This window comes from Ruegeria sp. YKSF070 (assembly GCF_059612725.1).
In genome coordinates, this window is the sequence record NZ_JBXWRD010000010.1 from 61,875 (window position 1) to 87,914 (window position 26,040).

General features: G+C 64.6%; 27 protein-coding genes. 19 read left to right on the plus strand and 8 right to left on the minus strand.

The window, feature by feature from the left end:
- Positions 1-11 precede the first annotated feature (11 nt).
- The 3 genes from obgE to AC2FL1_RS07780 are packed head-to-tail and all read left to right on the plus strand — an operon-like array spanning position 12 to position 3,448.
- Positions 12-1,046 carry a GTPase ObgE gene (gene obgE, locus AC2FL1_RS07770; protein WP_234136752.1) on the plus strand — a complete coding sequence of 345 codons (1,035 nt, stop codon included), beginning with the start codon at positions 12-14 and terminating at the stop codon, positions 1,044-1,046.
- Positions 1,034-2,140, plus strand: a complete 1,107-nt coding sequence (gene proB / locus AC2FL1_RS07775) for a glutamate 5-kinase (RefSeq protein ID WP_496876521.1) — start codon at positions 1,034-1,036, stop codon at positions 2,138-2,140. The genes obgE and proB overlap by 13 nt, the downstream gene beginning before the upstream one ends.
- Positions 2,141-2,194: 54 nt before the next feature.
- Positions 2,195-3,448 carry a glutamate-5-semialdehyde dehydrogenase gene (locus tag AC2FL1_RS07780; RefSeq protein WP_496876522.1) on the plus strand — a complete coding sequence of 418 codons (1,254 nt, stop codon included), beginning with the start codon at positions 2,195-2,197 and terminating at the stop codon, positions 3,446-3,448.
- On the opposite strand, the gene AC2FL1_RS07785 is transcribed toward AC2FL1_RS07780, so the two are convergent.
- Positions 3,449-4,045: a histidine phosphotransferase family protein gene (locus tag AC2FL1_RS07785; RefSeq protein ID WP_496876523.1), complete on the minus strand. Its 597-nt coding sequence runs from the start codon at positions 4,043-4,045 to the stop codon at positions 3,449-3,451.
- 49 nt (positions 4,046-4,094) lie between these two features.
- On the opposite strand from AC2FL1_RS07785, the gene AC2FL1_RS07790 reads away from it, so the two are divergent.
- The 3 genes from AC2FL1_RS07790 (at position 4,095) to olsA (ending at position 5,977) form a co-directional block, all read left to right on the plus strand.
- Positions 4,095-4,277 carry a DUF3553 domain-containing protein gene (locus AC2FL1_RS07790; RefSeq protein WP_044028244.1) on the plus strand — a complete coding sequence of 61 codons (183 nt, stop codon included), beginning with the start codon at positions 4,095-4,097 and terminating at the stop codon, positions 4,275-4,277.
- Positions 4,278-4,385: 108 nt separating this feature from the next.
- Positions 4,386-5,141 (plus strand): L-ornithine N(alpha)-acyltransferase, encoded by a 756-nt coding sequence (gene olsB / locus AC2FL1_RS07795; protein ID WP_496876524.1) that lies wholly within the window; start codon positions 4,386-4,388, stop codon positions 5,139-5,141.
- Positions 5,142-5,143: 2 nt separating this feature from the next.
- The gene (gene olsA, locus AC2FL1_RS07800) at positions 5,144-5,977 is read left to right on the plus strand and encodes a lyso-ornithine lipid O-acyltransferase (RefSeq protein WP_496876525.1); all 834 of its coding nucleotides are present in this window, start codon (positions 5,144-5,146) and stop codon (positions 5,975-5,977) included.
- Between the two features lie 4 nt (positions 5,978-5,981).
- Here olsA and AC2FL1_RS07805 read toward each other — a convergent pair whose 3' ends face one another.
- Positions 5,982-7,160, minus strand: a complete 1,179-nt coding sequence (locus AC2FL1_RS07805) for a hypothetical protein (protein ID WP_496876526.1) — start codon at positions 7,158-7,160, stop codon at positions 5,982-5,984.
- Positions 7,154-8,176: a hypothetical protein gene (locus tag AC2FL1_RS07810; protein ID WP_496876527.1), complete on the minus strand. Its 1,023-nt coding sequence runs from the start codon at positions 8,174-8,176 to the stop codon at positions 7,154-7,156. The genes AC2FL1_RS07805 and AC2FL1_RS07810 overlap by 7 nt, the downstream gene beginning before the upstream one ends.
- Positions 8,177-8,485: 309 nt before the next feature.
- On the opposite strand from AC2FL1_RS07810, the gene rpsB reads away from it, so the two are divergent.
- Positions 8,486-9,259: a 30S ribosomal protein S2 gene (rpsB, locus tag AC2FL1_RS07815; RefSeq protein WP_496876528.1), complete on the plus strand. Its 774-nt coding sequence runs from the start codon at positions 8,486-8,488 to the stop codon at positions 9,257-9,259.
- 77 nt (positions 9,260-9,336) lie between these two features.
- Positions 9,337-10,212, plus strand: a complete 876-nt coding sequence (tsf, locus tag AC2FL1_RS07820; RefSeq protein ID WP_234144218.1) for a translation elongation factor Ts — start codon at positions 9,337-9,339, stop codon at positions 10,210-10,212.
- Between the two features lie 493 nt (positions 10,213-10,705).
- Here the strand turns inward: tsf and AC2FL1_RS07825 are convergent, their stop codons facing one another.
- The 4 genes from AC2FL1_RS07825 to AC2FL1_RS07840 form a co-directional block, all read right to left on the minus strand.
- Positions 10,706-11,461 carry a helix-turn-helix transcriptional regulator gene (locus tag AC2FL1_RS07825; RefSeq protein ID WP_496876529.1) on the minus strand — a complete coding sequence of 252 codons (756 nt, stop codon included), beginning with the start codon at positions 11,459-11,461 and terminating at the stop codon, positions 10,706-10,708.
- Entirely contained in the window at positions 11,458-11,907 is a 450-nt protein-coding gene (aroQ, locus tag AC2FL1_RS07830) for a type II 3-dehydroquinate dehydratase (RefSeq protein WP_496823551.1), read from the minus strand. The genes AC2FL1_RS07825 and aroQ overlap by 4 nt, the downstream gene beginning before the upstream one ends.
- 99 nt (positions 11,908-12,006) lie before the next feature.
- A complete protein-coding gene (locus AC2FL1_RS07835; RefSeq protein ID WP_496876530.1) occupies positions 12,007-12,495 on the minus strand; it encodes a MaoC family dehydratase in 489 nt (162 codons plus the stop codon).
- A gap of 24 nt (positions 12,496-12,519) precedes the next feature.
- Positions 12,520-13,344 carry an enoyl-CoA hydratase gene (locus AC2FL1_RS07840; RefSeq protein ID WP_496876531.1) on the minus strand — a complete coding sequence of 275 codons (825 nt, stop codon included), beginning with the start codon at positions 13,342-13,344 and terminating at the stop codon, positions 12,520-12,522.
- Between the two features lie 56 nt (positions 13,345-13,400).
- On the opposite strand from AC2FL1_RS07840, the gene AC2FL1_RS07845 reads away from it, so the two are divergent.
- A complete protein-coding gene (locus AC2FL1_RS07845) occupies positions 13,401-14,057 on the plus strand; it encodes a histidine phosphatase family protein (protein ID WP_496876532.1) in 657 nt (218 codons plus the stop codon).
- Between the two features lie 6 nt (positions 14,058-14,063).
- Here AC2FL1_RS07845 and AC2FL1_RS07850 read toward each other — a convergent pair whose 3' ends face one another.
- A complete protein-coding gene (locus AC2FL1_RS07850; RefSeq protein ID WP_496876533.1) occupies positions 14,064-15,056 on the minus strand; it encodes an NADPH:quinone oxidoreductase family protein in 993 nt (330 codons plus the stop codon).
- 138 nt (positions 15,057-15,194) lie between these two features.
- On the opposite strand from AC2FL1_RS07850, the gene AC2FL1_RS07855 reads away from it, so the two are divergent.
- The 10 genes from AC2FL1_RS07855 (at position 15,195) to AC2FL1_RS07900 (ending at position 26,039) form a co-directional block, all read left to right on the plus strand.
- The gene (locus AC2FL1_RS07855) at positions 15,195-16,352 is read left to right on the plus strand and encodes an acyl-CoA dehydrogenase family protein (RefSeq protein ID WP_496876534.1); all 1,158 of its coding nucleotides are present in this window, start codon (positions 15,195-15,197) and stop codon (positions 16,350-16,352) included.
- 5 nt (positions 16,353-16,357) lie between these two features.
- Positions 16,358-17,473 (plus strand): acyl-CoA dehydrogenase family protein, encoded by a 1,116-nt coding sequence (locus AC2FL1_RS07860; RefSeq protein ID WP_496876535.1) that lies wholly within the window; start codon positions 16,358-16,360, stop codon positions 17,471-17,473.
- A gap of 9 nt (positions 17,474-17,482) precedes the next feature.
- Positions 17,483-18,301 carry an SDR family NAD(P)-dependent oxidoreductase gene (locus AC2FL1_RS07865; protein ID WP_496876536.1) on the plus strand — a complete coding sequence of 273 codons (819 nt, stop codon included), beginning with the start codon at positions 17,483-17,485 and terminating at the stop codon, positions 18,299-18,301.
- Positions 18,302-18,311: 10 nt separating this feature from the next.
- A complete protein-coding gene (locus AC2FL1_RS07870) occupies positions 18,312-19,241 on the plus strand; it encodes an SDR family NAD(P)-dependent oxidoreductase (protein ID WP_496876537.1) in 930 nt (309 codons plus the stop codon).
- Positions 19,242-19,254: 13 nt separating this feature from the next.
- Complete coding sequence (locus tag AC2FL1_RS07875; protein WP_496823565.1) at positions 19,255-20,256, plus strand: NAD(P)H-dependent flavin oxidoreductase; 1,002 nt, start codon at positions 19,255-19,257, stop codon at positions 20,254-20,256.
- Between the two features lie 3 nt (positions 20,257-20,259).
- Entirely contained in the window at positions 20,260-20,910 is a 651-nt protein-coding gene (locus AC2FL1_RS07880) for a histidine phosphatase family protein (protein WP_496876538.1), read from the plus strand.
- A 10-nt stretch (positions 20,911-20,920) separates the two neighbouring features.
- The gene (locus AC2FL1_RS07885) at positions 20,921-21,949 is read left to right on the plus strand and encodes a phosphotransferase (RefSeq protein WP_496876539.1); all 1,029 of its coding nucleotides are present in this window, start codon (positions 20,921-20,923) and stop codon (positions 21,947-21,949) included.
- Positions 21,946-22,746, plus strand: a complete 801-nt coding sequence (locus tag AC2FL1_RS07890; protein WP_496876540.1) for an IclR family transcriptional regulator — start codon at positions 21,946-21,948, stop codon at positions 22,744-22,746. The genes AC2FL1_RS07885 and AC2FL1_RS07890 overlap by 4 nt, the downstream gene beginning before the upstream one ends.
- A gap of 105 nt (positions 22,747-22,851) precedes the next feature.
- Positions 22,852-24,087: a serine hydrolase domain-containing protein gene (locus AC2FL1_RS07895; protein ID WP_496876541.1), complete on the plus strand. Its 1,236-nt coding sequence runs from the start codon at positions 22,852-22,854 to the stop codon at positions 24,085-24,087.
- Positions 24,084-26,039: an acetoacetate--CoA ligase gene (locus AC2FL1_RS07900; RefSeq protein WP_496876542.1), complete on the plus strand. Its 1,956-nt coding sequence runs from the start codon at positions 24,084-24,086 to the stop codon at positions 26,037-26,039. Before AC2FL1_RS07895 ends, AC2FL1_RS07900 begins: the two co-directional genes overlap by 4 nt.
- Position 26,040: the final 1 nt, after the last annotated feature.

A 26,040-nucleotide genomic window follows, 5' to 3' on the forward strand; every position in this document is an offset into this window, starting at 1 on the left:
AGGGAGCACATATGAAATTTCTCGATCTTGCAAAGGTCTATATCCGCTCGGGTTCCGGCGGAAATGGCTGCGTCAGTTTCCGGCGCGAAAAATTCATTGAATATGGCGGCCCCGATGGGGGCGATGGCGGCAAGGGCGGTTCGGTCTGGGCCGAGGCGGTGGATGGGCTGAACACGCTCATCGACTTTCGCTATCAGCAGCATTTCTTTGCCCAGAACGGGGTGCCCGGCAAGGGTCAGCAGCGGTCGGGCAAGGATGGCGACGATATCGTGCTGCGGGTGCCCGTGGGCACCGAGATCCTGGACGAGGACGAGGAAACCGTTCTGGCCGACCTGACCGAGGTGGGCCAGCGGGTGCTGCTGGCCAAGGGCGGCAATGGCGGTTTTGGCAACCTGCATTTCAAATCGGCCACCAACCAGGCGCCGCGCCGGGCCAATCCGGGCCAGCCGGGGGTGGATCGCACCATCTGGCTGCGGCTCAAGCTGATCGCCGATGTGGGCCTGTTGGGCCTGCCCAATGCGGGCAAGTCGACCTTTCTGGCGGCCACGTCGAACGCGCGGCCCAAGATCGCCGATTACCCCTTTACCACGCTGCACCCCAATCTGGGGGTTGTGGGTGTCGACAATGTGGAATTCGTGATCGCCGACATTCCCGGCCTGATTGCCGGCGCACATGAGGGGCGCGGCATCGGCGACCGGTTCCTGGGCCATGTGGAACGCTGCGCGGTGCTGTTGCATCTGGTCGATGGCACCTCGGGCGATCTGGTCGAGGATTACCACACCATCATCGGCGAGCTTGAGGCCTATGGCGGCGATCTGGCGGACAAACCCCGCGTGACCGTGCTGAACAAGATCGACACGCTGGATGACGAGGAACGCGCCTTTCTGGTCGAAGAGCTGGAAGAGGCCTCGGGCGGACCGGTGATGATGATGTCAGGCGCCTCGCGCGAGGGGGTGACCGAGGTGCTGCGCGCCCTGCGGGCCCGCATCGACGCCAACCGCCTTCGCGAAAAGCCTGTGGAGGAGTCGCAGCCTTGGCAACCCTGACGGCAGCCCGGCGGCTGGTGGTCAAGATCGGCTCGGCCCTGCTGGTCGACCGCAACACGGGAGACCTGCGCGCCGACTGGCTGCATTCACTGGCGGCCGACGTGGCCTGGCTCAAGGGGCTGGGCCTGGATGTGATCCTGGTCTCGTCCGGCTCGATCGCGTTGGGGCGGGGCGTGCTGGGCCTGCCGCGTACGGCGCTGCCGCTTGAACAATCCCAGGCCGCCGCCGCCGTGGGCCAGATCCGTCTGGCGCGCGCCTATGAAGAGGCGCTGGCCCCGCACAGGATCACCACCGCGCAGGTTCTGGTCACGCTCGAGGATAGCGAGGATCGCCGCCGCTATCTGAACTCGCGCGCGACGCTGGAAACGCTGCTGGGTCTTGGGGCGGTGCCCATCGTCAACGAGAATGACACCGTGGCGACGGACGAGATCCGCTATGGCGACAATGACCGGCTGGCTGCACAGATCGCGGTCACCGTGGGCGCCGATCAGCTGATCCTGCTGTCGGATGTGGACGGGTTCTATACCGGCAATCCCAGCGACGATCCCGGTGCCACTCGCTTCGACGTGATCGAGCGGATCACGCCCGAGATCGTGGCAATGGCCGGCGATGCGGGCTCGGGCCTGTCCAAGGGCGGAATGAAGACCAAGCTGATGGCGGCACAGATGGCCACCGCTGGCGGTTGCGCCATGGCGATTACCGAAGGATCACCCCTGAACCCGCTGAAAACGCTTGAAAATGGTGCCAACTGCACTTGGTTCACCGCGACGCTTGACCCACAGGCGGCCCGCAAGCGGTGGATCGCAGCGATGAAGCCGCGCGGCGAGATCAGCGTCGATGCAGGTGCCGCCCGCGCGCTGGAGGGCGGCAAGAGCCTGTTGCCAGCCGGGGTGACGACGATTTCGGGTGTCTTTGGCCGCGGCGACCCGGTTGCCATTCTGGGCCCGGACGGTCGGCGCCTGGGGCAGGGGCTTTGCCGCTATACCGGCGACGAGGCGCGCGCCATTCGGGGGCGTCAGTCGTCCGAGATCGAGGCGACGCTGGGCTATCCAGGCCGCGCCGCATTGATCCACCGGGACGACATGGCGCTTTGACCCGGACGCCGCGACGCTCTATCCATTGACCTGACCCAAGCGCAGGGGACCGCCATGAAAGACATCGAAGACATCGCCGCCGTCATGACCGATATCGGCAAACGGGCCAAGGCCGCCGCGGCCGAACTGGCCTTTGCCACAGCCGAGCGCAAGCATGCCGCACTGATCGCCGCCGCCGATGCGGTCTGGACTCGGCGGGGTGAGATCATCGCCGCCAATGCGCGCGATCTGGACTATGGCCGCGACAAGGGGCTGAGCCCGGCGATGATGGACCGGCTCAAGCTGGACGAGGCGCGGATTCAGGGCATCGTCGACGGTCTGCGCACCGTGGCCGAACAGGGCGATCCGGTGGGCGAGGTTCTGGCGGAATGGGACATGCCTTCGGGGCTTCATATCCAGCGGGTGCGCACACCTTTGGGGGTGATCGGGGTGATCTATGAAAGCCGCCCCAATGTGACGGCGGATGCCGGGGCGCTATGCCTCAAATCGGGCAATGCGGTGATCCTGCGCGGCGGGTCCGAAAGCTTCCATTCCTCGGGTGCGATCCATGCCTGTCTGGTCGAGGGGCTGCGCGCCGCGGGCCTGCCCGAGGATGCGATTCAGCTGGTGCCGACCCGCGATCGGGCGGCGGTATCCGAACTGCTGACCATGACCGATTATGTCGATGTGATCGTGCCGCGTGGCGGCAAGGGGCTGGTGGGGCTGGTACAGCGCGAGGCGCGGGTGCCGGTCTTTGCCCATCTCGAAGGCATCGTGCATATCTATATCGACAAAAACGCCGATCCCGAAAAGGCGCTGCGCGTGGTGATGAATGCCAAGACGCGCCGCACAGGGATTTGTGGCGCTGCTGAATGTCTGTTGATTCACAAGGATATAGCGGACAATCTTGGTGCCGATCTGGTGCACGCGCTGATCGAAGCCGGGGTCGAGGTGCGGGCCGAGGGGCTGCCCGGCTCGCTTGCCGCAACCGAGGCGGACTGGGGCAAGGAATACCTCGATATGATCATCGCGGCCAAGGTGGTCGATGACGTGGACGCGGCCATCGCCCATATCCGGCACTATGGCTCGAACCACACCGATTGCGTGATCACCGAAGATGACGCGGTTGCCGCGCGCTTTTTCGAGCGGCTCGACAGCGCCATCCTGATGCACAATGCCTCGACCCAGTTTGCCGATGGCGGCGAGTTCGGCATGGGTGCCGAGATCGGCATCGCCACCGGCAAGATGCATGCGCGCGGCCCGGTGGGGGCGGCGCAGCTGACCAGTTTCAAATACCTGGTGCGCGGGAACGGAACGACCCGGGCCTGATCAGAACCGGATCACCAGCTGGCGGTCGCTGGTCTCAACCGTGACCCGCCGGCCGGCATCTTCGGCCACCGCCGGCAAGAGGGCGAATTGCACCTGCGCCGGTGTCACCTGTTTCAGGGCGGCGGGGTTGCTCAACCCCTCCCACAGGGCGGGATCGACCGACAGTTTCTCGGCCTCGGCGGTGACGATCCAGCGGTCGCCATGCTGGTCCATCCGCACGCTGCCGCCAAAGGGCAGGGCGGTTTCGCAGCATTGCAGCGCCAGAAAGGCCATCCGCACCTCGGCGCGGGCAACCGGCTCAGTCGGTGCCCAGTCGGCCTTGGCCCTGGCGCTGCGGTTCAGATCGTCGAGCAGGCCGACCAGTTCGGCACGGCCCAGCATCTGATCGCTCGACGCGCCATAGGCGATGCGAAAGAAGCGAATGCGCGCCTCGGCATTGCCGACGCTGTCGGCAATCAGTTCCATCTCGGGCCCCTCGACCGCGCCGGTCATGTCGAGCAGCTCCAGCCCGTTGGTAATGGCGCCGATCGGGCTGATCAGGTCGTGACAGATGCGCGAGCCGATCAGGCTGGCCAGGTTGACGCCGCTTTGGGCCATGCGATACCTCCGTTGTCAGACCCGCACATCCAGCAGACAGGGCCCGGATATGACCGATCTCAATGCCATTCTTGCACCGGGCATGTTCGTGCGCCACCCTGATTACCCCGACTGGGGAACCGGGCAGGTCCAGTCCAGCATCGCCGGCAAGATCACCGTGAATTTTCCCGATCAGGGCAAGGTGGTGATTGACGGCACGCGCATCGCCCTGCTTGTGGTCTTTGATCCGTGATTTGCGTTACCGAAAGGTTAACACCAGCGCCCACCACCGCCTTTGTGTTGCAAATCCTGCGAAAGCCGCGCTATCTGCGCGCAACCACGATCCACCCGCCGGAGACCCATGCCAGACCACGGCCCCGCCTTTACCGTCAAGATTGCCGAGACCGAGGCCGAACTGCACGCGGCCCAGCGCCTGCGCTATGACGTGTTCGTGCGCGAACTGGGCGGCGGCGGGGCGCTGGTCGATCATCAGGCCGGGCTGGAGCGGGACCGGTTTGACCCGTTTTTCGACCATATGCTGTGCATCAACAACCGGTCAAGGCAGGTGGTGGGCGTCTATCGTCTGTTGCGGGACAGTCAGGCGCAATCAGCGGGGCAGTTCTATTCCGAGGATGAATATGACCTTGGCGTACTGAAACGCTCGGGTCGCCGGCTGCTGGAACTTGGCCGCTCCTGCGTGCATCCCGATTATCGTGGTGGCATGGCCATGTACCACCTGTGGAACGGGCTGGCCGACTATGTCGCGCAGCACGGGATCGAGGTTCTGTTCGGGGTCGCCAGTTTCCACGGCACCGATGTCGAGGCGCTGGCTCAGCCGCTGTCGATGCTGTATCACAACCACCTTGCACCCGAGGATCTGCGGGTGCGCACCCAGCCCGCCCATTATGTCGACATGAACCGGGTCGCGCCCGAGGCATTGGACCGGCGCCGCGCCATGCTCGAGGTGCCATCGCTGATCAAGGCCTATCTGCGGCTGGGCGGGTTCGTGGGCGATGGCGCCTATGTCGACCATGCGTTCAACACCACCGATGTCTGCCTGATCCTGGATACCGCACGGATGAACGAGCGCCAGCGGCGTATCTATGGCGGGGGCTAGGGATGGTTCCACTCTGGAACAGTGAGGATGACCCCGATCCGATCGAGATCGACTTGATCGGCTGGCTGCTGGTGCTGGTGCGCGGGGTGCCGCTGGCGCTGCTCGTCTTTGGTGGGCTGATCGTGTTGTTGCTGGTGCGGCTGGTCGAGCGGCCACTGTGCGGCCTGCACCGGCCCGTCACGCCGCATATCACCCAATTTGTCTGCCGCAACGCGTTCCGTATCCTCGGCATCGGGTTCGAGAGCAGCGGAGAGCTGATGCGCGAGCAGGGCGCGGTGGTGGCCAACCATACCTCCTGGCTGGACATCTTTGCGCTGAACGCGCGCAAGCGGGTCTATTTCGTGTCCAAGGCCGAGGTGGCGAACTGGCCCGGCATCGGCTGGCTGGCGCGGGCCACCGGTACCGTGTTCATCGAACGCAACCCCAAGCAAGCGCGCGAACAGACCCGCATTTTCACCGAGCGGCTGGCGGTGGGGCACAAGCTGTTGTTCTTTCCCGAAGGCACCTCGACCGACGGGCTGAGGGTTCTGCCATTCAAGACTACGCTGTTTGCGGCGTTTTTCGCGCCCGAACTGCGGCCGATCATGTATGTGCAACCGGTCTCGGTCGTGTTCCACGCCCCCAAAGGCCAGCCCGACCGATTCTATGGCTGGTGGGGCGACATGGAGTTCGGCCCGCATCTGCTCAAGACTTTGGCGGCGCGGCGGCAGGGCCGGGTCGAGCTGATCTATCACGCCCCGGCCCGGGTGAGCGATTTCGACAACCGCAAGGCGCTGGCCGCCCATTGCGAAGAGGCGGTGCGCCACGCGCACAGCCTGGCGCGGCTCACGCCCTGAGCGCTCAATCCGCCGGGAGCGCCCGCTGTTGAAGCTTTGGCGCCGGGGTCAGCGGCAGAACAGGGGCCACTTTGGCCGGTGCTGGTGCTGGTGCGGTTGGCGCCTGCGGCGGCTCTGCTGCGGCCTTGCGGCGGATCACCAGCACGCCGGGCGCGTAGCGACCCGGATCGCCCCAGAACACCGCCTTGTCGCCCTGGCGCACCGCGATTGCCGCGCCATCAAAGGCGGCAATGGTCACCGCCCACAACTCGCAGCTGGTCGAGCGGCCGCGATACGCGTCTTTTTCAGGGTATTTGCAGGGTTCGTCGTCATAGAACCCGTTCGAGCTGAGCAATCGACCAAGCTCGTAGACCCCGGTGGGCTGGCGGGTGCGGACAAAGTTCATGTGGCCAAACCGATCATAAAGCAGCACGATCCGTTCGGTGGGCTTGATTTCCGCGCTGGCGGCCCGGTCAAAGGCGATGCGACCGCGCGGGCTGCCTAAACGGCTGTAATCGCGCGGCTCGATCACCCGGCGGCCCAGTTGCAACAGGTCCGAGCAGGCAGTGAAGGTTTCCAGGAAGCGCTGCGGGCTGCTGCTGTCCGCCAGGTTCACCATGTCCAGCCCCTCGACATAAGAGTAGGTGGCCCGGCCCTTGAAATTCAGCCCGAACAGGAACGGCACCTGCCCATCATAGCTTTCGGCGTTGCGCCGGGCCATGTCGTTCAGACACAGGATCGCGTCCAGATTGCGGGCAAAGAACATCGACTGCATGTCGCGCCCGTCGATCCGGCGATAGCCCACCACCCGCGTGTCACCCGCCACCCGGGCAAAGCCCATCGGCACCACTGCCACAACAGCGGGGTCGTCGCGCACCGCCAGCCAGGCCTCGGCCATGGTGGGCGACAGGATGCGGGCGCCGCCGGTGGCGGCATTCACCAGAACGCCGTTGGCTGCCCGGTTCCGGTAGGCGCGCTGAAACAGGTCCTCCATATCGAAGAACTCGTATTCGTATAGCGGCACCTCGCGGCCAAACCGCAGCGCATCGTATTCGAAACGCCCGGTCTCTGGCCCGTCAAAGGTGGCGCCCTGTTTGATCCAGACCTTGTCGAACCCGGCCAGGGGGTGCCAACGCGCCTCTTGCGCAAGGGCGGGCAGGGTAAGGAGAGAGAGCAGGAGTACAAGCAAGCGGCGCATCAGCATGTCTTTCTCCCCTTTTTCGCGGTCACGATGATCTTCATGTCAAAGCCGCCATCGGGGACTTGCCCGTCCAGCGTCACTGGGTTGTTCGGATCCAGCGGCCCGGACCGCTTGATATTCGCCCGTACCGTGACAAAGCCGGAGGGCGCATTGTTTAACGCCGTTCGCACGATACAGGTTACATCGTCCTGAAAGCCGTTCACGTTGATGTTCTGGGTGAAGTTCCCGATGGTGATGGTCAGCACCGCCGCTTCCTGCCGGAAGATGTCGTAGAACCCGCCCTTGGTCTCGGGCCGGACATTGATATGAAACAGCTGATCGTCGGTGGCATAGAACTGGTCCGAGATCTTGAAGCTGGTGTCGTATAGAGCCAATCCGGCCTCGTTCACCGCCTGACGTCCCTCGGCATCCTGTATCGGTGTTTTCTGGTAGAAAAGGTTGAGCGTATAGACCGCGTCGACCTGTTCGGTCACCGGCGACAGCCACGCCTTGAGCATGTTGGTCTCGCCATATTCGCGGTAGAGGTATTCCACATAATCGTCGCGGAAATCGCTGACCGAGAGCAGCACCTGCCGCTGAAAGAACTTGCGGAAGTCGGGATCGGCGAACAGCGCCTTGATCTCTTCGGCGTCGGGCGGGCTGGCCAGTTGCTCGATGACGGGGCCACCTTCGGCCTCGAGCCATTTCCGCAAGATGGCCGGATCATGGCCCGACAGCGCCCCGATCACGTTGTCGCGGTGCCAGGCCCGATAGCCCTCGTCGGGGCGGCTGAGTTCCGTCATGATCTCGGCGGTCAGGCGCGGGCGCAGCACGCCTTCCCAGATCACCACCACCACGATGGCGATCGGGGTGGCGACGATGGCGGCGACGATGCCGAAATCCTTGATCAGCGAGGACAGGTTGGACAGGGTTGCGCGCCAACCGGCGGGTTTGGGTTTCTCCGCAGCAGCTGCGGGCGCGGGCGGGGACGCTTGTGCTGCGGCGGCCGGTGTCCCGCCATCGACGGTGTCGTTTGGCATGCCAATTCACCTATTTCTACAAAATCATGTCAAAACAGAAGCGGCCGCCGGATGAGGGGACCGGTATGATGCAATCTCTGGATGAGTATCACAAAATTCGCTATGTTTCCAGATGAGGCAAGGCGACGGGTTCGCGGATATGCTCGAAGCCCCTTGCGCCCCGGGTCCGGTCACTGTATACGCGCGCCATTCAAAACCCGCAGGCGGGGTTTTGGTCCGTTTGGGGGAGACATCCCCATCCGAACCGCCGGTTGGAGCATCCGCTTCTTCTCCCCCGCCAAGGCGCAAACCGGAAAAAGGAAATACCGCATGGCTCTTCCCGAGTTCTCCATGCGTCAGCTGCTGGAAGCTGGCGTTCACTTCGGCCACCAGACCCAACGTTGGAACCCGCGCATGTCGCCGTTCATCTACGGCGCCCGCAACGGCATCCACATCCTCGACCTGACCCAGACCGTTCCGATGCTGGACCAGGCGCTGAAAGCCGTGCGCGATACCGTCGCCAAGGGCGGCCGCGTTCTGTTCGTGGGCACCAAGCGTCAGGCCGCGGGCCCGATCGCCGAAGCTGCCGAGAAATCGGCCCAGTATTACATGAACCACCGCTGGCTGGGCGGCACCCTGACCAACTGGAAGACCGTGTCGCAGTCGATCCAGCGCCTGCGCATGATCGACGAGAAGATGGAAGGCGGCGCCGAAGGCCTGACCAAGAAAGAGCGTCTGGGCATGGAACGCGACCAGGCCAAGCTGCAAGCTTCGCTGGGCGGGATCCGCGAAATGGGCGGCGTGCCGGACCTGCTGTTCGTCATCGACGTCAAGAAAGAAGCGCTGGCGATTGCTGAAGCCAACAAGCTGGGCATCCCGGTTGTGGCCGTGGTCGACACCAACTGCTCGCCCGATGGTGTTGATTACATCATCCCCGGCAACGATGACGCCGCCCGCGCCATCTCGCTGTATTGCGATCTGGCAGCGCGCGCCGCGCTGGACGGCATGTCGGCTCAGCTGGGCGCCGCAGGCGTCGATCTGGGCGAGCTGGAAGAGGCCCCCGCCGAAGAGGCGCTGGTCGAAGAGGCAGCCGCCGAGGCCTGATCGGCCCCGTCATCCGAATGACATATGGGGCAGGGTATGACCTGCCCCAAATCCGTTTTGAATTGAGGAGAGCCAAGATGGCAATCACTGCAGCACTCGTTAAGGAACTGCGCGACGCAACCGGCGCCGGCATGATGGACGCCAAGAAGGCGCTGACCGAAACCGATGGCGACATGGAAGCCGCCGTTGACTGGCTGCGCACCAAGGGTCTGGCGAAAGCCGCCAAGAAATCGGGCCGCACCGCCGCCGAAGGTCTGGTCGCCGTTGTCGTCGACGGTGGCAAGGGTGTCGCGGTCGAGGTGAACTCGGAAACCGACTTCGTTGCCAAGAACGGCGAATTCCAGGACATGGTCGGCAAGATCGCATCGGCCGCGCTGGCCGTTGACGATGTCGACGCGCTGCTGGCCGCCGATCTGGGTGGCAAGAACGTGGCCGACACCCTGACCGACAAGATCGCCACCATCGGCGAGAACATGTCGGTGCGCCGCCTGGCCAAGATCGAAGGCGAAACCGTTGTGACCTATGTCCACAACGCCGCCACCGCCGGCATGGGCAAGATCGGCGTTCTGGTCGCCATGAAAGGTGGCGACGAGGCACTGGGCAAGCAGGTCGCGATGCATATCGCCGCCGTGAACCCCGCCGCGCTGAGCGAAGCCGAGCTGGACCCGGCCGTGGTCGAGAAGGAAAAGCAGGTGCAGATGGACATCGCCCGCGAATCCGGCAAGCCGGAAGCTGTGATCGAGAAGATGATCGAAGGTCGGATGAAGAAATTCGTCGCCGAATCGACCCTGTTGAGCCAGCAGTTCGTGGTGAACCCCGACGTGACCGTCGGTGCCGCCGCTGCCGAGGCCGGAGCCGAGATCACCGGTTTTGTCCGTCTCGAAGTGGGCGAAGGCATTGTGGTCGAGAAGGAAGACTTCGCCGCCGAGGTGGCAAAGGCCGCACAGGGCTGATCCCGACCTGTACCGGCTTTGCCGTTACGAAAACTTCCGACCGGCCGCATGTCTGACGTGCGGCCGGTTTTCTTTTGCCGCTCGATGAACCGGCCTGGGAAATCCATATGTCGCAACGACATCAGGGCGATACCGGTTTTGCCGGTATCGCCCTGAGATTTGGGTGAGGGGCCCCGTAAGATGGGGATGGTGGGGCCCCTCATGTTCTCCGGCGCTGACGTCGATTAATAGACAGCCAACGCCGGACAGGTCAGAGAGCCTTGAAATCACAAGGGTCTTTTCCCGATGTTCCCAGGCCAAAGCCACCACTCACGGAACATCATCATAATGCGAAAACCTGGCCCTGTTCGAAAGTCGGGGATTCCTTACCTATGGTCAACTTTCTGAATACTCACCGTACACACAAGGATTTCACCCTGTCAAATACAGGGCGATTCACCTTCTTATTATTGAATATTAAATGGTTGCGGGAGAAAGTTGAAGTAAACCGCTCTCAGGCTTCCATGATGAACATCTGATTGTGCAGCGCCGCTTTCAGTACCGCCTGCGCGGTGGTCTCAACCGACAGCGCCTCGCGCGCCAGGCGCAAGTGTTTTTCCACCGTGGCTGCGGTCAGCCCCATCAGGATGGCGATATCCTGGGTGGTCTTGCCGTCACCCACCCATTGCAATGCCTCGCGCTGGCGCCGGGTCAGTGACCGGTTCGGCGCCGCATAGGGCAGGGTCATGATCTTGAGGTGCGCCACGTTGTTCATCAGCAGGATGTCCTGACCATGTTCCTGCCACAGGGCATCGACCTCGTCCTGGCTCATCCCCTCGCGGGCGCATAGCGAGATCGCGCCCTTGGTCCGGGCCGAGACCGAGGTGAAGCTGATCGTATACCCGGCCGTCACGCCATGCTCGGCATTGAACGCATAGACGCGCCGTTCTTGCGGGGTCATCGTCTCGCTGTCCAGCATGTCCGAGATCATCCGCCAACTGCCGGCGCCCTCGTGTTCCAAAGCCCAATGCAGCATCGGTGCATGGAAATAGAGCCCGTCCTGAAGGAACCCGTTCACATAGGCTTCCTTGTGGTTGCTCAGGATCACGAAATCTTCGGGGTCGCCCAGCGAGGTCGCGGTGCGATAGTTGGTATAGCCGTAGAGCAGACGGTCAAACCCATATTCCGCCATCTGGCGGGTATGTCCGTCCCACAACTCTTCCAGCGTGCGGACGTAGCTGAGTTTTTCCAGATAGCTGCGCAGCCTCATTGTGCATCCCCTGGCGACAGATGCGCCGCCAGCGCGTCGAGCGCCAGCAGATAGCCCTGGGCACCGAAGCCGCAGATCTGGCCCAGAGCGACCGGCGCGATATGTGAAACGTGGCGGAACGCCTCGCGCGCGTGGATGTTGGACAGATGCACCTCGACCACAGGTAGTTCGACCGAGGAAATGGCGTCGCGCAGCGCGATCGAGGTATGGGTATAGGCCCCTGCATTCAGCACGATGCCGTGATGCAGACCCTTGGCGGCGTGGATCGCATCGACCAGCGCACCCTCGTGGTTCGATTGCAGGCAGGCAACCGACAGGCCCCTAGACTGGCCATGCGCGATACAAGCGCTGTTGACCATCTCCAGCGTTGTCGTGCCGTAAACCTCGGGTTGCCGGGTGCCCAGCAAATTGAGATTAGGGCCGTGCAAGACCAGAATACTGTTCATCACATTAAATCCCCATTCAGGAATCTCTTAGACAGGAATAGGACAAGCTGTCCAGCTTGCAGTCACCCAAACCAGTGACACGGAAGAATTTTCATCGGATCAGTTGGTCGCAGGCAACGTTTGCTCAAACTGGCTAAGTGTCAGCCATTCGGCAGCCAGGGCCGGGGTGTCGCTGCCTTCGATCTCGACCGTCAAGGCATACTTGCGCAGCAGTTCGGTGGCGCCCCGCGGACGTGCCTCAAGCAGGCGGAAATGCCCGCGCAGCCGTGCGTCGGCGGGCACCGGGGCCAGAAACCGCAGCTTGTCAAAGCCGTAATTGATCCCCATTACCTGGCCCGGCAGCGGCGCCAGTACGTCATAGACAAAGCGGCTGCCCAGCGAGAGGGTCAGGAACCCATGCGCGATGGTGCCGCCAAACGGGGTCTCGGCGGCGGCGCGGGCCGGGTCCACATGGATCCACTGGTCGTCCATCGTCACCTCGGCAAAGCGGTCGATCATCGCTTGATCGACGGTGATCCAGTTTGAGGCGGGGAGGTCCTGGCCGATCCTGGCCTGTTCCTGGTGAAGAGCCTGTTCAAGCGGGGTCATGGTGGCGGTCCTTTCCATGTGGTCTCAGCGCCCGCCGAACTCGGGCTTGCGTTTCTCGGCAAAGGCGCGGGCGCCTTCGCGGTGATCGGCGCTCAGCAGGGTGCGGATCATGCGGTCTGCCTCGATATCCAGCGCGTGGCGCAGATCGACATCGCCGGCACGATCAATGTTTTCCTTCATGTAGCGCAGCGCCATCGGGGCAAAGTCGGCGATCTGGGCGGCCAGCGCCTGTGCTTCGCCCAGGACATCCGCATCCGCCACCACCCGGTTCACGAGGCCCAGTGCGAGTGCCTCTTCGGCCATGATACGGCGGTTGGTGAAATAGACCTCCTTGGCGCGGGCGGGGCCGATCAGCCGGGTCAGCAGCCAGCTGCCGCCGAAATCGCCCGACAGGCCGATACCGCCAAAGGCGGGCAGCAGATAGCCGCTCTGCCCGCTGATACGGAGGTCGCAGGCCAGCGCCAGAGACATGCCCGCCCCGGCGGCGGCACCGGGCAGGGCGGCGATGCTGGGCTTGCTCAGCCGAGCGAGGCGCAGTGCGATATCGTCCTGCGCCTGCCGCAGGCGGCGGGTCATCGCGTCGGCGTCGGGCTGCGCGCCACCGCCCAGGGCCGCGCCCATGCTGGTGATGTCGCCACCCGCGCAAAAGGCACCACCTGCGCCGGTCAGCACCAGCACGCGGGCGCGGGGCTCGTCGTCCAGCAAGGCCAACATCCGGCCCAGCGCCTGTGGCAGGTCGCCCGACAGCGCGTTGCGCCGCTCGGGGTTGTTCAGCGTCAGGGTGGCCACGCCATCGGCAAGGCCGCACAGCAGCAACTCCGATCCGGTGTCGATCTCGTTTTGGTTCATTGCATCCTCTCCCCGGTCCGGGACAGGATGCGCGCAGTCCAGCCTGCGAGAATCCGATGACCCGGGAATACCGTCAAACCGTCTATGCGCCGCCCGCCGGGGCGGTCGATCTGTTGTTGATCCGTCATGGCGAAAGCCAGCCCGCCCGTCCGGGCGAGCCGTTTGCGCATGTGAATGGACAGGGTGACCCGGCGCTGCATCCCGAGGGCGAGGCGCAGGCCCGCGCGGTGGGCGCGCGGTTGAAGAACGAACCGCTGGCGGCGATCTATGTCACCACGCTGCGGCGTACCCACCAGACCGCCGCACCGCTGGTCGCGCATCTGGGGCTGGTGCCGTTGGTAGAGCCGGACCTGCGCGAGGTGTTTCTGGGCGACTGGGACCGGGGCGAATACCGCATCCGTGCCGCCAATGACGATCCGGCCTTCATCCGCGCCAAGGAGAGGCAGGAATGGGGTGAGATCCCGGGCGCCGAAACCACAGCCCAATTGCACGCGCGGGTGCGGGCGGGGCTGCTGCGCATCGCGGCGCGCCATCCCGACCAGCGGGTCGCGGCCTTTGTGCATGGCGGCGTCATCGGTGCCGCCATGGCGATGGCCTGCGGGGCCGAACCTTTTGCCTTTCACGGGGCGGCCAATGGCTCGATCAGCCGGCTGGTGATCCAGGGCGAGCGGATGGTGGTGCGGGGGTTCAACGATGTGGCGCATCTGTCCTAGACCCGGTCAGGGTGTAATCACCACTTTGCCCAGCACCTTGCGGTCCTGCATCATCTCAAGCGCTGCGCCAGCCTGATCCAGCGGGAAGCGCGCGCAGATCTGCGGCTTGATCCGGCCCTCGGCGTACAGGCGGAACAGGTCGGCCACGTTGGCGGCATGGCCCTTGGGGTCGCGAAACACCGAGGCGCCCCAGAAGACGCCGACGATCTGACAGCCCTTGAGCAGGGTCAGGTTCAGCGGGATGCTGGGGATGCCCGCCGGGAAGCCCACCACCAGGTAACGGCCCTTCCATGCCATCGCGCGCAGGCAGGGTTCGGCATAGGCCCCGCCCACCGCGTCATAGACCACATCGACCCCGTCGCCCCCGGCCAGTTTCTTGATCTCGGCCGACAGCGCCTTTTGCCCGTCGCGGTCCAGTTCGCGTGGATAAACCAGCGTCTCGTCGGCACCGATCTGGCGGCAGAATTCGGCCTTCTCCTCGGATGAGACGGCGGCGATCACCCGCGCGCCTGCGGCCTTGCCCAACTCGATAGCAGCCGCACCAACGCCGCCCGCAGCTCCCAGGATCAGCAGGGTTTCGCCCGGTTGCAGCGCCGCTCGGTCCTTGAGCGCGTGATGCGAGGTGCCATAGGTGAAAATGAAACAGGCGGCGTCCTCATAGGGCATCGTGTCGGGGATCCTGAACGCCACGTTGGCCTTGACCGTCAGATGGGTGGCAAAGCCGCCATGCCCGGTCAGCGCCAGCACACGGTCGCCGGGCGCATAGGCGCTGACACCTTCGCCCACCGCCAGAACCTCTCCCGCGATCTCGCCGCCGGGCGCAAAGGGGCGGGGCGGTTTCATCTGGTAGAGGTCGCGGATCATCAGCGTATCGGGAAAGTTCACCCCCGCCGCATAGACACGCAAGAGCAGTTCTCCCTTGCCCGGCACCGGATCGGGCAGTTCGGTCAGCTCCAGCGTTTCGGGGCCGCCTACGGCGGTGCTCAACATGGCTTTCATATCGGTCTTTCTCCCTGTTGCGGTCGCTTGCGTACCGCGATTTGACGTCAAGTCTTTGGCCCGCCCCCTTGGTTGTCAACCGGATTTCGAAATGCAATTCTGCTCTGCAAAACGGATATCGGTATATGGGGAGGACACATGGCCGAAGAGGACAAGGCGATTGCCGCCTTCCGCGACGAGCTGCGCGCCTGGCTAGAGGCGAATTGCCCCGTAGACATGCGCGATGGCCGCAATGACGAGGCTAGCATCTGCTGGGGCGGCAAGAACTGGAACTTTACGTCAGAAGCACAGCGTACCTGGCTGCAACGTTGCGTCAGCAAGGGGTACACGGTGCCGACCTGGCCCATCGAGTACGGCGGCGCCGGGTTGAGCCGCGATCAGGAGAAGGTGTTCCACCAGGAAATGCGCCGCCTGAACGCGCGCTATCCGCTGCAAAGTTTTGGCATCTGGATGCTGGGACCGGCGCTTTTGCATTTCGGCACGCATGAGCAAAAGCTGCATTACCTGCCGCCCATCGCACGCGGGGAAATCCGCTGGTGTCAGGGCTATTCCGAGCCGGGCGCGGGATCGGATCTGGCAAATGTGCAAAGCCGGGCCGAGGACAGGGGCGATCACTGGCTGGTCAACGGGCAGAAGATCTGGACCTCTTACGCCGATCAGGCCGATTGGATCTTTGCGCTGCTGCGCACCGACCGCGAGGCGCCCAAGCACAAGGGTATTTCCTTTATCTTGCTCGACATGACCAGCCCGGGCGTGACCACGCGGCCGATCAAGCTGATCTCGGGCGCCTCGCCGTTTTGCGAGACCTTCTTTGACGATGTGCAGGTGCCGCGCGACCAGGTGGTAGGCGAGGTCAATCGCGGCTGGGACGTGGCCAAATATCTGCTGACACATGAGCGCGAGATGATCTCGGCCGCCGGTGGCACCATGGGCTCGGGCCGGGCACTGGGCGCAGTGCTGGCCGACAGCGGCAGCACCGACACGGTGCTGCGCGCCGATGCGATGCGGGCCGAGGTCGACGGGCTGGCCGTGGCGCTGACACTGGAGCGTTACAAGGATCAGGCCGAGGCCGGGCAGGGTGCGGGCGATGCCTCGGCCATGCTGAAATACATGGGAACCGAGCTGAACAAGCGCAATCTGGAACTGGTGATGGCGGCGGGCGGGTCCGACGCGCTGGTCTGGGAGGACGGGCGCGCGCCCAACTGGCTGAGGACCAAGGCCAATTCGATCGAGGGCGGCACCTCCGAGGTGATGCTGTCGATCATTTCCAAACGTGTTCTTGGGCTTCCGGGGTAAGGCAGATGGCAAAACTGGTACGAAGCGAAGAAGAGGTCATGCTGGCCGATGCCGCGCGCGGGTTCCTGGATCAGGCCGCCCCGGTGGCACATCTGCGCGGGCTGCGGGACGCGGGGCAGACGCAGGACCGGGCGCTCTGGTCGGAAATGGCCGCGATGGGCTGGGCCGGGGTCTTGGTGCCTGAAGAGGCCGGGGGCAGCGACATGGGCCATGCTGCCGCCTGCGCGCTGGCCGGTGAGATGGGCAAGACCTTGGTTGCCTCGCCGTTTCTGTCCACGGCTGTGATCGCGGCGACGGCGCTGCGGCAGGTGTCGGATGCCCGCGCGGGCCAGGCGCTGGCCCGGATCGCCACTGGAGAGGTCACCTATGCGCTGGCCATCGACGAAGGCGCCAAGTTCGACCCCGAGGCGACGCAGATGCAGGCGCGGGCCGAGGGCAACGGGTTCCGCCTGAACGGCGAAAAACGGTTTGTTGTGGACGGGGCCAATGCCGACCGGCTGCTGGTGCTGGCGCGGACCGATGCAGGGCTGACCCTGTTCGATCTGCCCGCCGCGCGCGACGGCATCACACGCGAGGCACAGGCGATGATTGACAGCCGCGATGCGGCGCGGATCGAATTCACTGATGTGGCGGCAACGGGTGAGGATGTGCTGGGTCAGGTCGATGAGGCAATGACCGTACTGGCGCCCGCGCTGCGCGCCGGGCAGGCGGCGCTGGCCGCCGAGATGGCCGGGCTGGCCGCTGGTGCCTTTGGGATGACCGTCGAATATCTCAAGGAACGCAAGCAGTTCGGGGTGCCGATTGGCGCCTTTCAGGCCCTGCAACACCGCGCTGCGCATCTGTGGTGTGAATGCGAAGTGACCGCCTCGGCCATCCTGAACGCGGGCCGGATGCTGGACGAAGACCCCGAGAATGCAGCGCTGGCCGTGTCGCTGGCCAAGGCGCGCGCCACCGATACTGCGCAGCGCGCGGTGCAAGAGGGCGTGCAGATGCATGGCGGCATCGGCATGACCGACGCATTCGACATGGGCTTCTACATGAAACGCGCCCGGGTCGGGGCCGAATGGCTGGGCGATTACGGATATCACGCAAACATCGTTGCGCAAGCACGTGGATTTTAAGGATTTATCATGACACCTGAGACATTGTTTTCCCTGCATGGCAAGACTGCGCTGGTAACCGGCGGCGCCACCGGCATCGGGCGCATGGCAGCCGAGGCGCTGGTGCGCGCAGGTGCGCGCGTGTTGATCGCCTCGCGAAAGGGCGAGGCCTGCGAGGCGGTGGCCGCCGAGCTGAACGCGCTTGATGCCCCCGGCAGCGCCGAGGGGTTTGCGGGTGACGTCGGCAGCAAGGAGGGCATCTACGCGCTGGTCGCCGAGGTGAAAAACAGAACCGAAACCCTTGATATCCTGATGAACAACTCCGGTGTTACCTGGGGTGCACCGATGGGCCAGTTCCCGCATGAGGCCTGGGAAAAGGTGATGTCGGTCAATGTGGCCGGTGTCTTCGATCTGACCCAGAAACTGTTGCCGATGCTGATGAAAAGCGGCTCGGTCGATGATCCGGCGCGGGTGGTCAACGTGGGCTCGGTCATGGGCGAAGTGCCGATGGGCGATGGCGCCTATAGCTATGCGGCGTCGAAGGCGGCGGTGATCCACCTGACCAAAATCATGGCCAAGGAACTGTCGCCCTATGCCGTCACCGTCAACGCGCTTGCGCCGGGGCCGTTCGTGTCGCGGATGACAGCGTTCGCAACCGCGGACGAGGAAAAGCGCGCCAAGGTCGGCAGCGACGTGCCGCTGCGCCGGGTGGGCCGGGACGAGGATATCGCCGGTTGCATGCTGTTCCTCTGCGGACGTGGCGGGTCTTATGTGACCGGTGCGGTGATCCCGGTTTCGGGCGGCATCAACGTGATGTCCGGCCGCAACATCTTTGAAAAGGCGATGTAAGGGGGCGGGGATGAACATTCGTTTCGACGGACGCGTGGCAGTCGTCACCGGCTCGGGCGCGGGCCTGGGCCGCGCCCATGCGCTGGGTCTGGCCGCGCGCGGCGCCAGAGTGGTGATCAACGATCTGGGGGCGGCGACCGACGGTACCGGTGCCTCATCCGACGCCGCGCAGGCGGTGGTCGAGGAGATCCGCGCCATGGGCGGAGAGGCCATCGCGCACGCGGCCGATGTGGCGGACGAGGCGCAGGTGGCGGACATGGTTGCCCAGACCATGGCCCAATGGGGCCGCGTCGATATCGTGGTCAACAACGCGGGCATCCTGCGCGACAAGAGCTTTGCCAAGATGAGCATGGCCGATTTCCGCAAGGTGATCGACGTGCATCTGATCGGCAGCGCCAATGTGGCCCATGCCTGCTGGCCCATCATGCGCGAACAGGGCTATGGCCGGGTGGTCTTCACCTCCTCGGCCTCGGGGCTTTACGGCAATTTCGGGCAGGCCAACTATGGCGCGGCCAAGGCCGCGATGATGGGCCTGATGAACGTGCTGCATATCGAGGGCGCGCGCGACAACATCCGCGTCAACTGTCTGGCGCCCACTGCCGCGACCCGCATGACCGAAGACCTGATCCCCGAACAGGCGCTGGCGCTGCTGGCGCCCGAAACGATCACGCCGGGCCTGCTCTATCTGGTGAGCGAGGATGCGCCCTCGCGCGTGATCCTCTGCGCCGGGGCGGGCTGTTACGCGCAGACGCGAATATTCGAGACCGAGGGCTTCCTGCTGGAAGGCGATGCCAACACGCCCGAGGAAATCGCCGCCCGTTTTGCGCAGGTGCAGGATGAGGAGGGCAAGCGAGAGCTTACCGATGCCTTCAGCCAGACACGCAAATTTGCCCGCAAGGCGGCGGATGCGCGGGGCATCGACCTGCCTTGGGGAGCATGAGAAAGTGAAAGACATGACCTGGACACGCGACGAAAGCCACCTGCCGCCCGCCCTGCGCGGCCTGCGCATCCCGCTGATCGGCTCGCCGCTTTTCATCATCTCGGTGCCCGATCTGGTGATTGCGCAATGCAAGGCGGGGATCGTGGGGTCGTTCCCGGCGCTCAATGCGCGCGAAGGCGAGGGCGAGCCGCCGCTGCTGCAGGCCTGGCTGAAACGCATCACCGAGGAACTGGACCGCCACAATCAGGACAACCCCGACCGCCCAGCGGCTCCCTTTGCGGTGAACCAGATCGTCCACCGCTCAAACGGGCGGCTGGAACGGGACCTGGAAATCTGTGCGCGCTGGAACGTGCCGATCTGGATCACCTCGCTGGGTGCCCGGGTCGAGGTGAACGAGGCCGCGCATAGCTGTGGCGGCGTGGTGCTGCATGACGTGATCAACAACACATTCGCCAAGAAGGCGATCGACAAGGGCGCCGACGGGCTGATCGCCGTGGCGGCGGGGGCCGGGGGGCACGCTGGCCAGCAATCGCCGCTGGCGCTGATCCGCGAAATCCGGTCGTGGTTCGAGGGGCCGCTGGCCCTGTCGGGCGCCATCGCCTGTGGCGAAAGCCTGCTGGCCGCCCGGGCGCTGGGGGCGGATTTCGGCTATATGGGCTCGCCCTTCATCGCCACGAACGAGGCCAACGCACAGCCCGAGTACAAGCAGATGATCGTCGACAGCACCGCCGAGGATATCGTCTATTCCTCGCTCTTTACCGGCGTGCATGGCAATTACCTGAAGAAGTCGGTGGAACGCGCAGGGATGGATCCCGACAACCTGCCTTCGGCCGATGCCAGTTCGATGAACTTCAGCCAGGGGTCCTCCAAACCCAAGGCGTGGAAAGAGATCTGGGGCTCAGGGCAAGGCGTGGGCGACGTGCATCAGATCGAACCTGTGGCCGATCTGGTGGATCGGATCGACCGCGAATACCGTGCGGCGGGCGCGCGGCTGGCCGCCGAGTTCACCGGCTGAGCCATGGCGGAACTGATTGTTATCCGCCATGCGCAGGCCTCGTTCGGCTCGGACGACTATGACCGGCTGAGCGAGCTGGGTCATCGCCAGTCGGAACTGGTGGGGGCTGCGCTGCGCGATATGGGCTGGGTGCCCGACCGGCTGGTCACCGGCACGCTGGCGCGGCAGAAGGAAACCCTGTGCGGCATGGGGTTCACGGACGCGCCCGAGGAGCACGCGGGCTGGAACGAGTATGATTTCCACGACCTGTTGCGGGTGAAATTCGGCGGCACCATCCCCGATCCGGTGCAGCATGACCGCAAGACGCATTTCCGCACCCTGCGCGATGTTTTGCGCGAATGGCAGGGCGGCGGGGTTGTGGGCGCGCGAGAGAGCTGGACCCAGTTCACCGCCCGGATCGAGGCAGCGCGCCAGCAGGCCACGCGCGAGGGTGCCGAACGGGTGCTGGTGATCAGCTCGGGCGGGGCCATCGGACAGTTGACCGCCGCCGCGCTGAGCGCGCCGCCCGAGCAGATGATCGCGCTGAACCTGCAGGTAAAGAACACCGCCATGTCGCGGTTCATCTTCACCCCGCGCGCCTTCTTTTTGCATGAATTCAACGCAACCCCGCATTTCGCCCAACCGGCCCATGCGGATAAGCTGAGCTATAGTTGAGGGACAGGATATGAGCGACACGACCCACAGCCTCGACCTGAGCGCCGTCGATGCCTATCTGCGCGACCACCTGCCGGGCTATGCCGGGCCGCTGGAGGCCCGCAAATTCGACGTTGGCCAGTCTAATCCGACTTTTCTGTTGAAGACCCCCGCGCGCAATTATGTGCTGCGACGCAAGCCACCCGGCGTGCTGCTCAAATCCGCCCATGCGGTGGATCGCGAATTCCGGGTGCAAAGCGCGCTGGCGGGCACGGATGTGCCGGTACCGCGCATGTATCTGCTGTGCGAGGATGACGCGGTGATCGGGTCGGCCTTTTACGTGATGGAGCATCTGGACGGGCGCAATTTCTACGAACCGACGATGGAGGGCGAAACCAACGCGACCCGCACCGCTGTCATCGACGAGATGAACCGGGTGCTGGCGGCGCTGCACTCGGTCGATATCGACGCGGTGGGCCTGTCCGATTATGGCCCGCCGGGCAACTATTTCGAACGCCAGCTTTCGCGCTGGACCAAGCAATACCAGGCCTCGGAAACCGAAACCATCGCCGACATGGACGCGCTGATCGAGGCGCTGGGACAGGAGATGCCCGAGGATGACGGTCAACGCACGCTGGTACATGGCGATTACCGGATCGACAACATGATGTTCGAAAAGGACGGTAGCCGCTGTCTGGGCGTGCTGGATTGGGAGCTGTCGACCATTGGCCACCCCTATGCGGATCTGGCCGCCGTGATCATGCAATGGCAGATGCCGCCGGGCAAGGAGGGGCGCGGGCTGGCCGGTGTCGACCGTGCCGCGCTGGGTTTGCCGACGGACGCCGAGTTCATCGCCGCTTATTGCGCGCGGCGTAGGATCGGCGGGATCGACCGGTTCGGGTTCTACCTTGCCTTCAATTTCTTCCGCATGGCGGCGATCATCCAGGGCGTCTATAAACGCGCGCTGGATGGCAATGCGTCAAACCCCGAACGCGCCCGGCGCTTGGGCCAGTATGTGGCGGTGTTCGCGCAAAACGGGTTGAGGGCGTTGCGCGGGTGAGCGGGCAGTGCGGTGATACGGACGGCCTGGCCGAGAGCAAAGACCGCAACTTCGTCGCCGCGCTGGCGCGGGGGCTGGATGTGTTGCGCAGTTTTCGCCCCGGCGAAGTGCTGCTGACCAATACCGACCTGTCCGAACGCACCGGCCTGCCCAAACCAACCGTCTCGCGCCTGACTTATACGCTGTGCCAGCTGGGCTACCTGGTGCAGGACCGTGAAACCAGCGCCTATCGGCTGGGCGCTGGCGTGCTGCAACTGGGCATGGGTGTGCTGGCGGGCATGGATATCTGCGACCGCGCGGCCGAAGTGCTGCGCGACCTGCGCGCGGGCGGCAACCCCTATATCACCGCCGCCCTGGGCGAGGTGCATCGGGCCGAGGTGATCTATGTCGCGGTGTCACGCTCGCGCGAGAATGTCTCGCTCAGCATGCATGTGGGCTCGCGCCTGCCGCTGTTCCGCTCGGCCATCGGGCGGGCGATCCTGGTGGGGATGGGGGCGGAGGAGCGCGAGGCGGCCATCGCCGCCGGAACCCGCGACCTGGGCTTCCCCGAGGCAGAGCTGCGCAGCCAGATCGAGCGCGCCGTCGAGGAATACGCCGCGCGCGGTTATTGCACCGGATATGGCGACTGGCGGGCGGATGTGAACGGCATCGCGGTGCCGGTGCTGTCGCTGGGTGGTGCCCGGCTGCACGGGCTGAACCTGGGCGGGCCCAGTTTCCATGTCACCCCAGAAGAGCTGGAGAGTGTTTATGCCCCGCTGCTGATCGAAGCCGGGCGCAGCCTGGGCATGGTGCCATGAGGGGCTGGCGTGCTCTCTCGACAAGGGTCCGTATTCCTACGTACTTTCCTTGGCGCGGGGGCCGGGTGACACTCGGCCCAGCCGCGACAGCAGGAGGATAGCGCGATGCCCGACCCCGGTTACAGGACACTCGACACCGGCCGGTTGGGCCGGATCGCGGGCTGGATGCAGGGCTATGTCGACCGGCGCCGCTATGCGGGCAGTTCGGTGCTGGTCAGCCAGGGCGGGCACGAGATTTTTTTCCACGCAGCCGGTCAGCGCAGCATCGAGAACCAGTTGCCCTTTACCCGTGACACGCTGGTGCGCATCTATTCGATGACCAAGCCGGTAACCTCGCTGGCGGTGATGATGCTGGCCGAACGGGGGCTGTTTCACCTCGACGCGCCGGTGTCGACCTTTCTGCCGGCCTTTTCGGACATGCAGGCGCTGGTGCCCGGGGCAAGCGCGATTGACCAGACCGAGCCAGCACCCTCGCCGACGCTGCACCAGTTGCTGACCCATACCGCCGGGTTGAGCTATCCGTTCAACCCGGGCGTTCTGGCGCGCGCGATGGAGGCGCAGGATCTGCTGTTCAAACCGGGTCAGGGCGCGTTGGCCGACATGGTCGACAAGGTGGCGGCGCTACCACTTGCATTTCAACCGGGAAGCCGTTGGGAATACTCGGTTTCCATCGACATTCTGGGGCGTGTGGTCGAGGTGGTGTCGGGCCGGACTCTGGCGCAGTTTTTTCAGGACGAGATTTTCGCCCCGCTGGGCATGACCGAGACCGGGTTCAGCGTGCCCGAGGGCGCGGGCGACCGGTTCGCCTCGCTCTATACGCCTCTGGCCGGGGATGCGATGGCGCTTAACGATGCCCATTCCGGCGGCGATACGCTGCGGCTGTTTGACGAGGCGGGCAACTCGCCCTTCGAGAATGCCAGCATGTATTCCGGCGGCGGCGGTCTGGTCAGCACGATCGACGACTACCGCCGCTTTGCCGAGATGCTGCGCCGGGGTGGCGAGGTGGACGGGCATCGCCTGATCGGCCCGGCAACGCTTGATTTCATGATGCGCAACCATTTGCCGGGCGATATCGCCTCGATGGGACCGCAAAGCTTTGCCGAACAGCCGATGGAGGGGATGGGCTTTGGCCTGGGTGGCGCCGTGGTTCTGGACCCGGCCCGCGCCCGCACCCCCGGATCGGTCGGTGATTTCAGCTGGGGCGGCATGGCCTCGACCTTTTTCTGGCTGGACCGCGTCAATGACATGACGGTGGTGTTCTTCACCCAATTGTCACCCTCCAGCGCCTATCCCTCGCGGTCGGAACTCAAGGCGCTGATCCATGGAGCATTAAGCGAATGACAGATCCCCGGCCCATTCTCTGGACCCCAAGCAAAGCCCGCGCAGAGCAAAGCCGCATGGCGGCGTTTCAGCGTTGGTTGGCAGAGGAGCGCGGGCTGGAATTTGACGACTACAATGCCCTCTGGGAATGGAGCATTACGGATCTGGCTGGGTTCTGGACTGCGATCCGCGATTTCGCGGGCATGCCGTTTCAGGGGGGCGACGGTCGGGTGCTGGCCAAGCGGCGGATGCCCGGTGCGGTCTGGTTTCCCGGTGTCACCACCAATTTTGCCCGGCACATGCTGCGCCATGCCGAGAGCCGCCCCGAGGCACCCGCGCTGATCCTGCGCTCCGAGGGGTTCGGCCGCAAGGAGGTCAGCTGGGCGCAACTGGCGCAACAGGTGGCCAATGTGGCCGCACAGCTGCGCGCCATGGGCGTGGGGCAGGGGGACCGGGTGGTCGCGATCCTGCCCAATACTGATAGTGCCGTGATCGCCTTTCTGGCCGCGGCCAGTATTGGCGCCATCTGGTCGCTTTGCGCCCCGGACATGGGCCATGTGGCGATCCTGGACCGGTTTCGCCAGATCGAACCCAAGGTGCTGATCGCGCAGGATGGTTATGTTCACGCGGGGCGCACCATCGACCGGCGTCCCGTGCTGGAGGAGATTCGCGCCGGTCTGCCCAGCCTGACCCACACGGTTCTGGTGCCGGTGATGGGGGATGCGTCGCCGGGGATGACCCCTTGGGACGAGATGACGCAAGGCACGGCCAGAGCGGAATTTACCGATCTGCCCTTCGATCATCCGCTGTGGATCGTCTATTCCTCGGGCACCACCGGCAACCCGAAACCCATCGTGCATGGTCATGGCGGTATCCTGATGGAGGGCGCCAAACAGGCGCTGCATCAGGATCTGGGCGTTGACGACCGCTTTCTCTGGCTCACCTCATCCGGCTGGATCATGTGGAATACGCAATTCGTCGCCACGGGGCAGGGTGCCACCGTGGTGCTGTTTGACGGGGCGGCCAACCACCCCGACATGTTGGCGGTCTGGCGTGTGGTGGCCGACGAGCGGGTGACCAGTTTCGGCGTCGGCGCGGCTTATGTCACCCAATGCCTGAAATCGGGGATCCGCCCGCGCGAGTCGCTGGATCTGTCGTCGCTCAAAGCGCTGGGGACCACCGGCTCGCCCTTGACGGCCGAGGGCTATGACTGGGTCTATGACGCCGTGGACCCGGATATCTGGCTGGCGCCGATCTCGGGCGGGACCGACCTGTGCGGGGCCTTTGTCGGCGGCAACGTGATGCTGCCGGTGCGTGCAGGCGAGATGCAATGCCGCTATCTGGGCAACGCCGTGCGCAGCTTTGACCCGGAAGGCAATGAGATCATTGGCGAAGTGGGCGAGCTGGTTTGCACCGAACCGCTCCCCTCGATGCCGCTTGGGTTCTGGGGCGACACGGATGGCAGCCGCCTGCACGAGAGCTATTTCGACACCTATCCCGGTATCTGGCGCCATGGCGACTGGATCGAAATCACGCCAGAGGGCGGTTCGGTGATCTATGGCCGCTCAGACGCCACCATCAATCGCAAGGGGCTGCGGCTCGGTTCGTCCGAGATCTATCGCGCGGTCGAGGCGCTGCCCGAGGTGCTGGACAGCCTTGTGGTCGATCTGGAGTTTCTGGGCCGCGACAGTTTCATGCCGCTCTTCGTGGTGCCGGCGCCGGGGCAGCTGCTGGACGAGGCCCTGCGTGACCGCATCAAGACGGCCATCCGCGAAACGCTGTCGCCGCGCTTCATCCCCAACGACATCGTTCAGATCGCCGAGGTGCCGCGCACCCTGTCGGGAAAGAAGCTGGAAGTTCCAGTCAAGAAACTGCTACTGGGGGGCGACCCGGCGCAAGTGGTGAACCGGGACTCGATGGCGAACCCGGAAAGTTTCGATTTCTTCGTGACTTACGCGCTCGGGCGACGCTGAC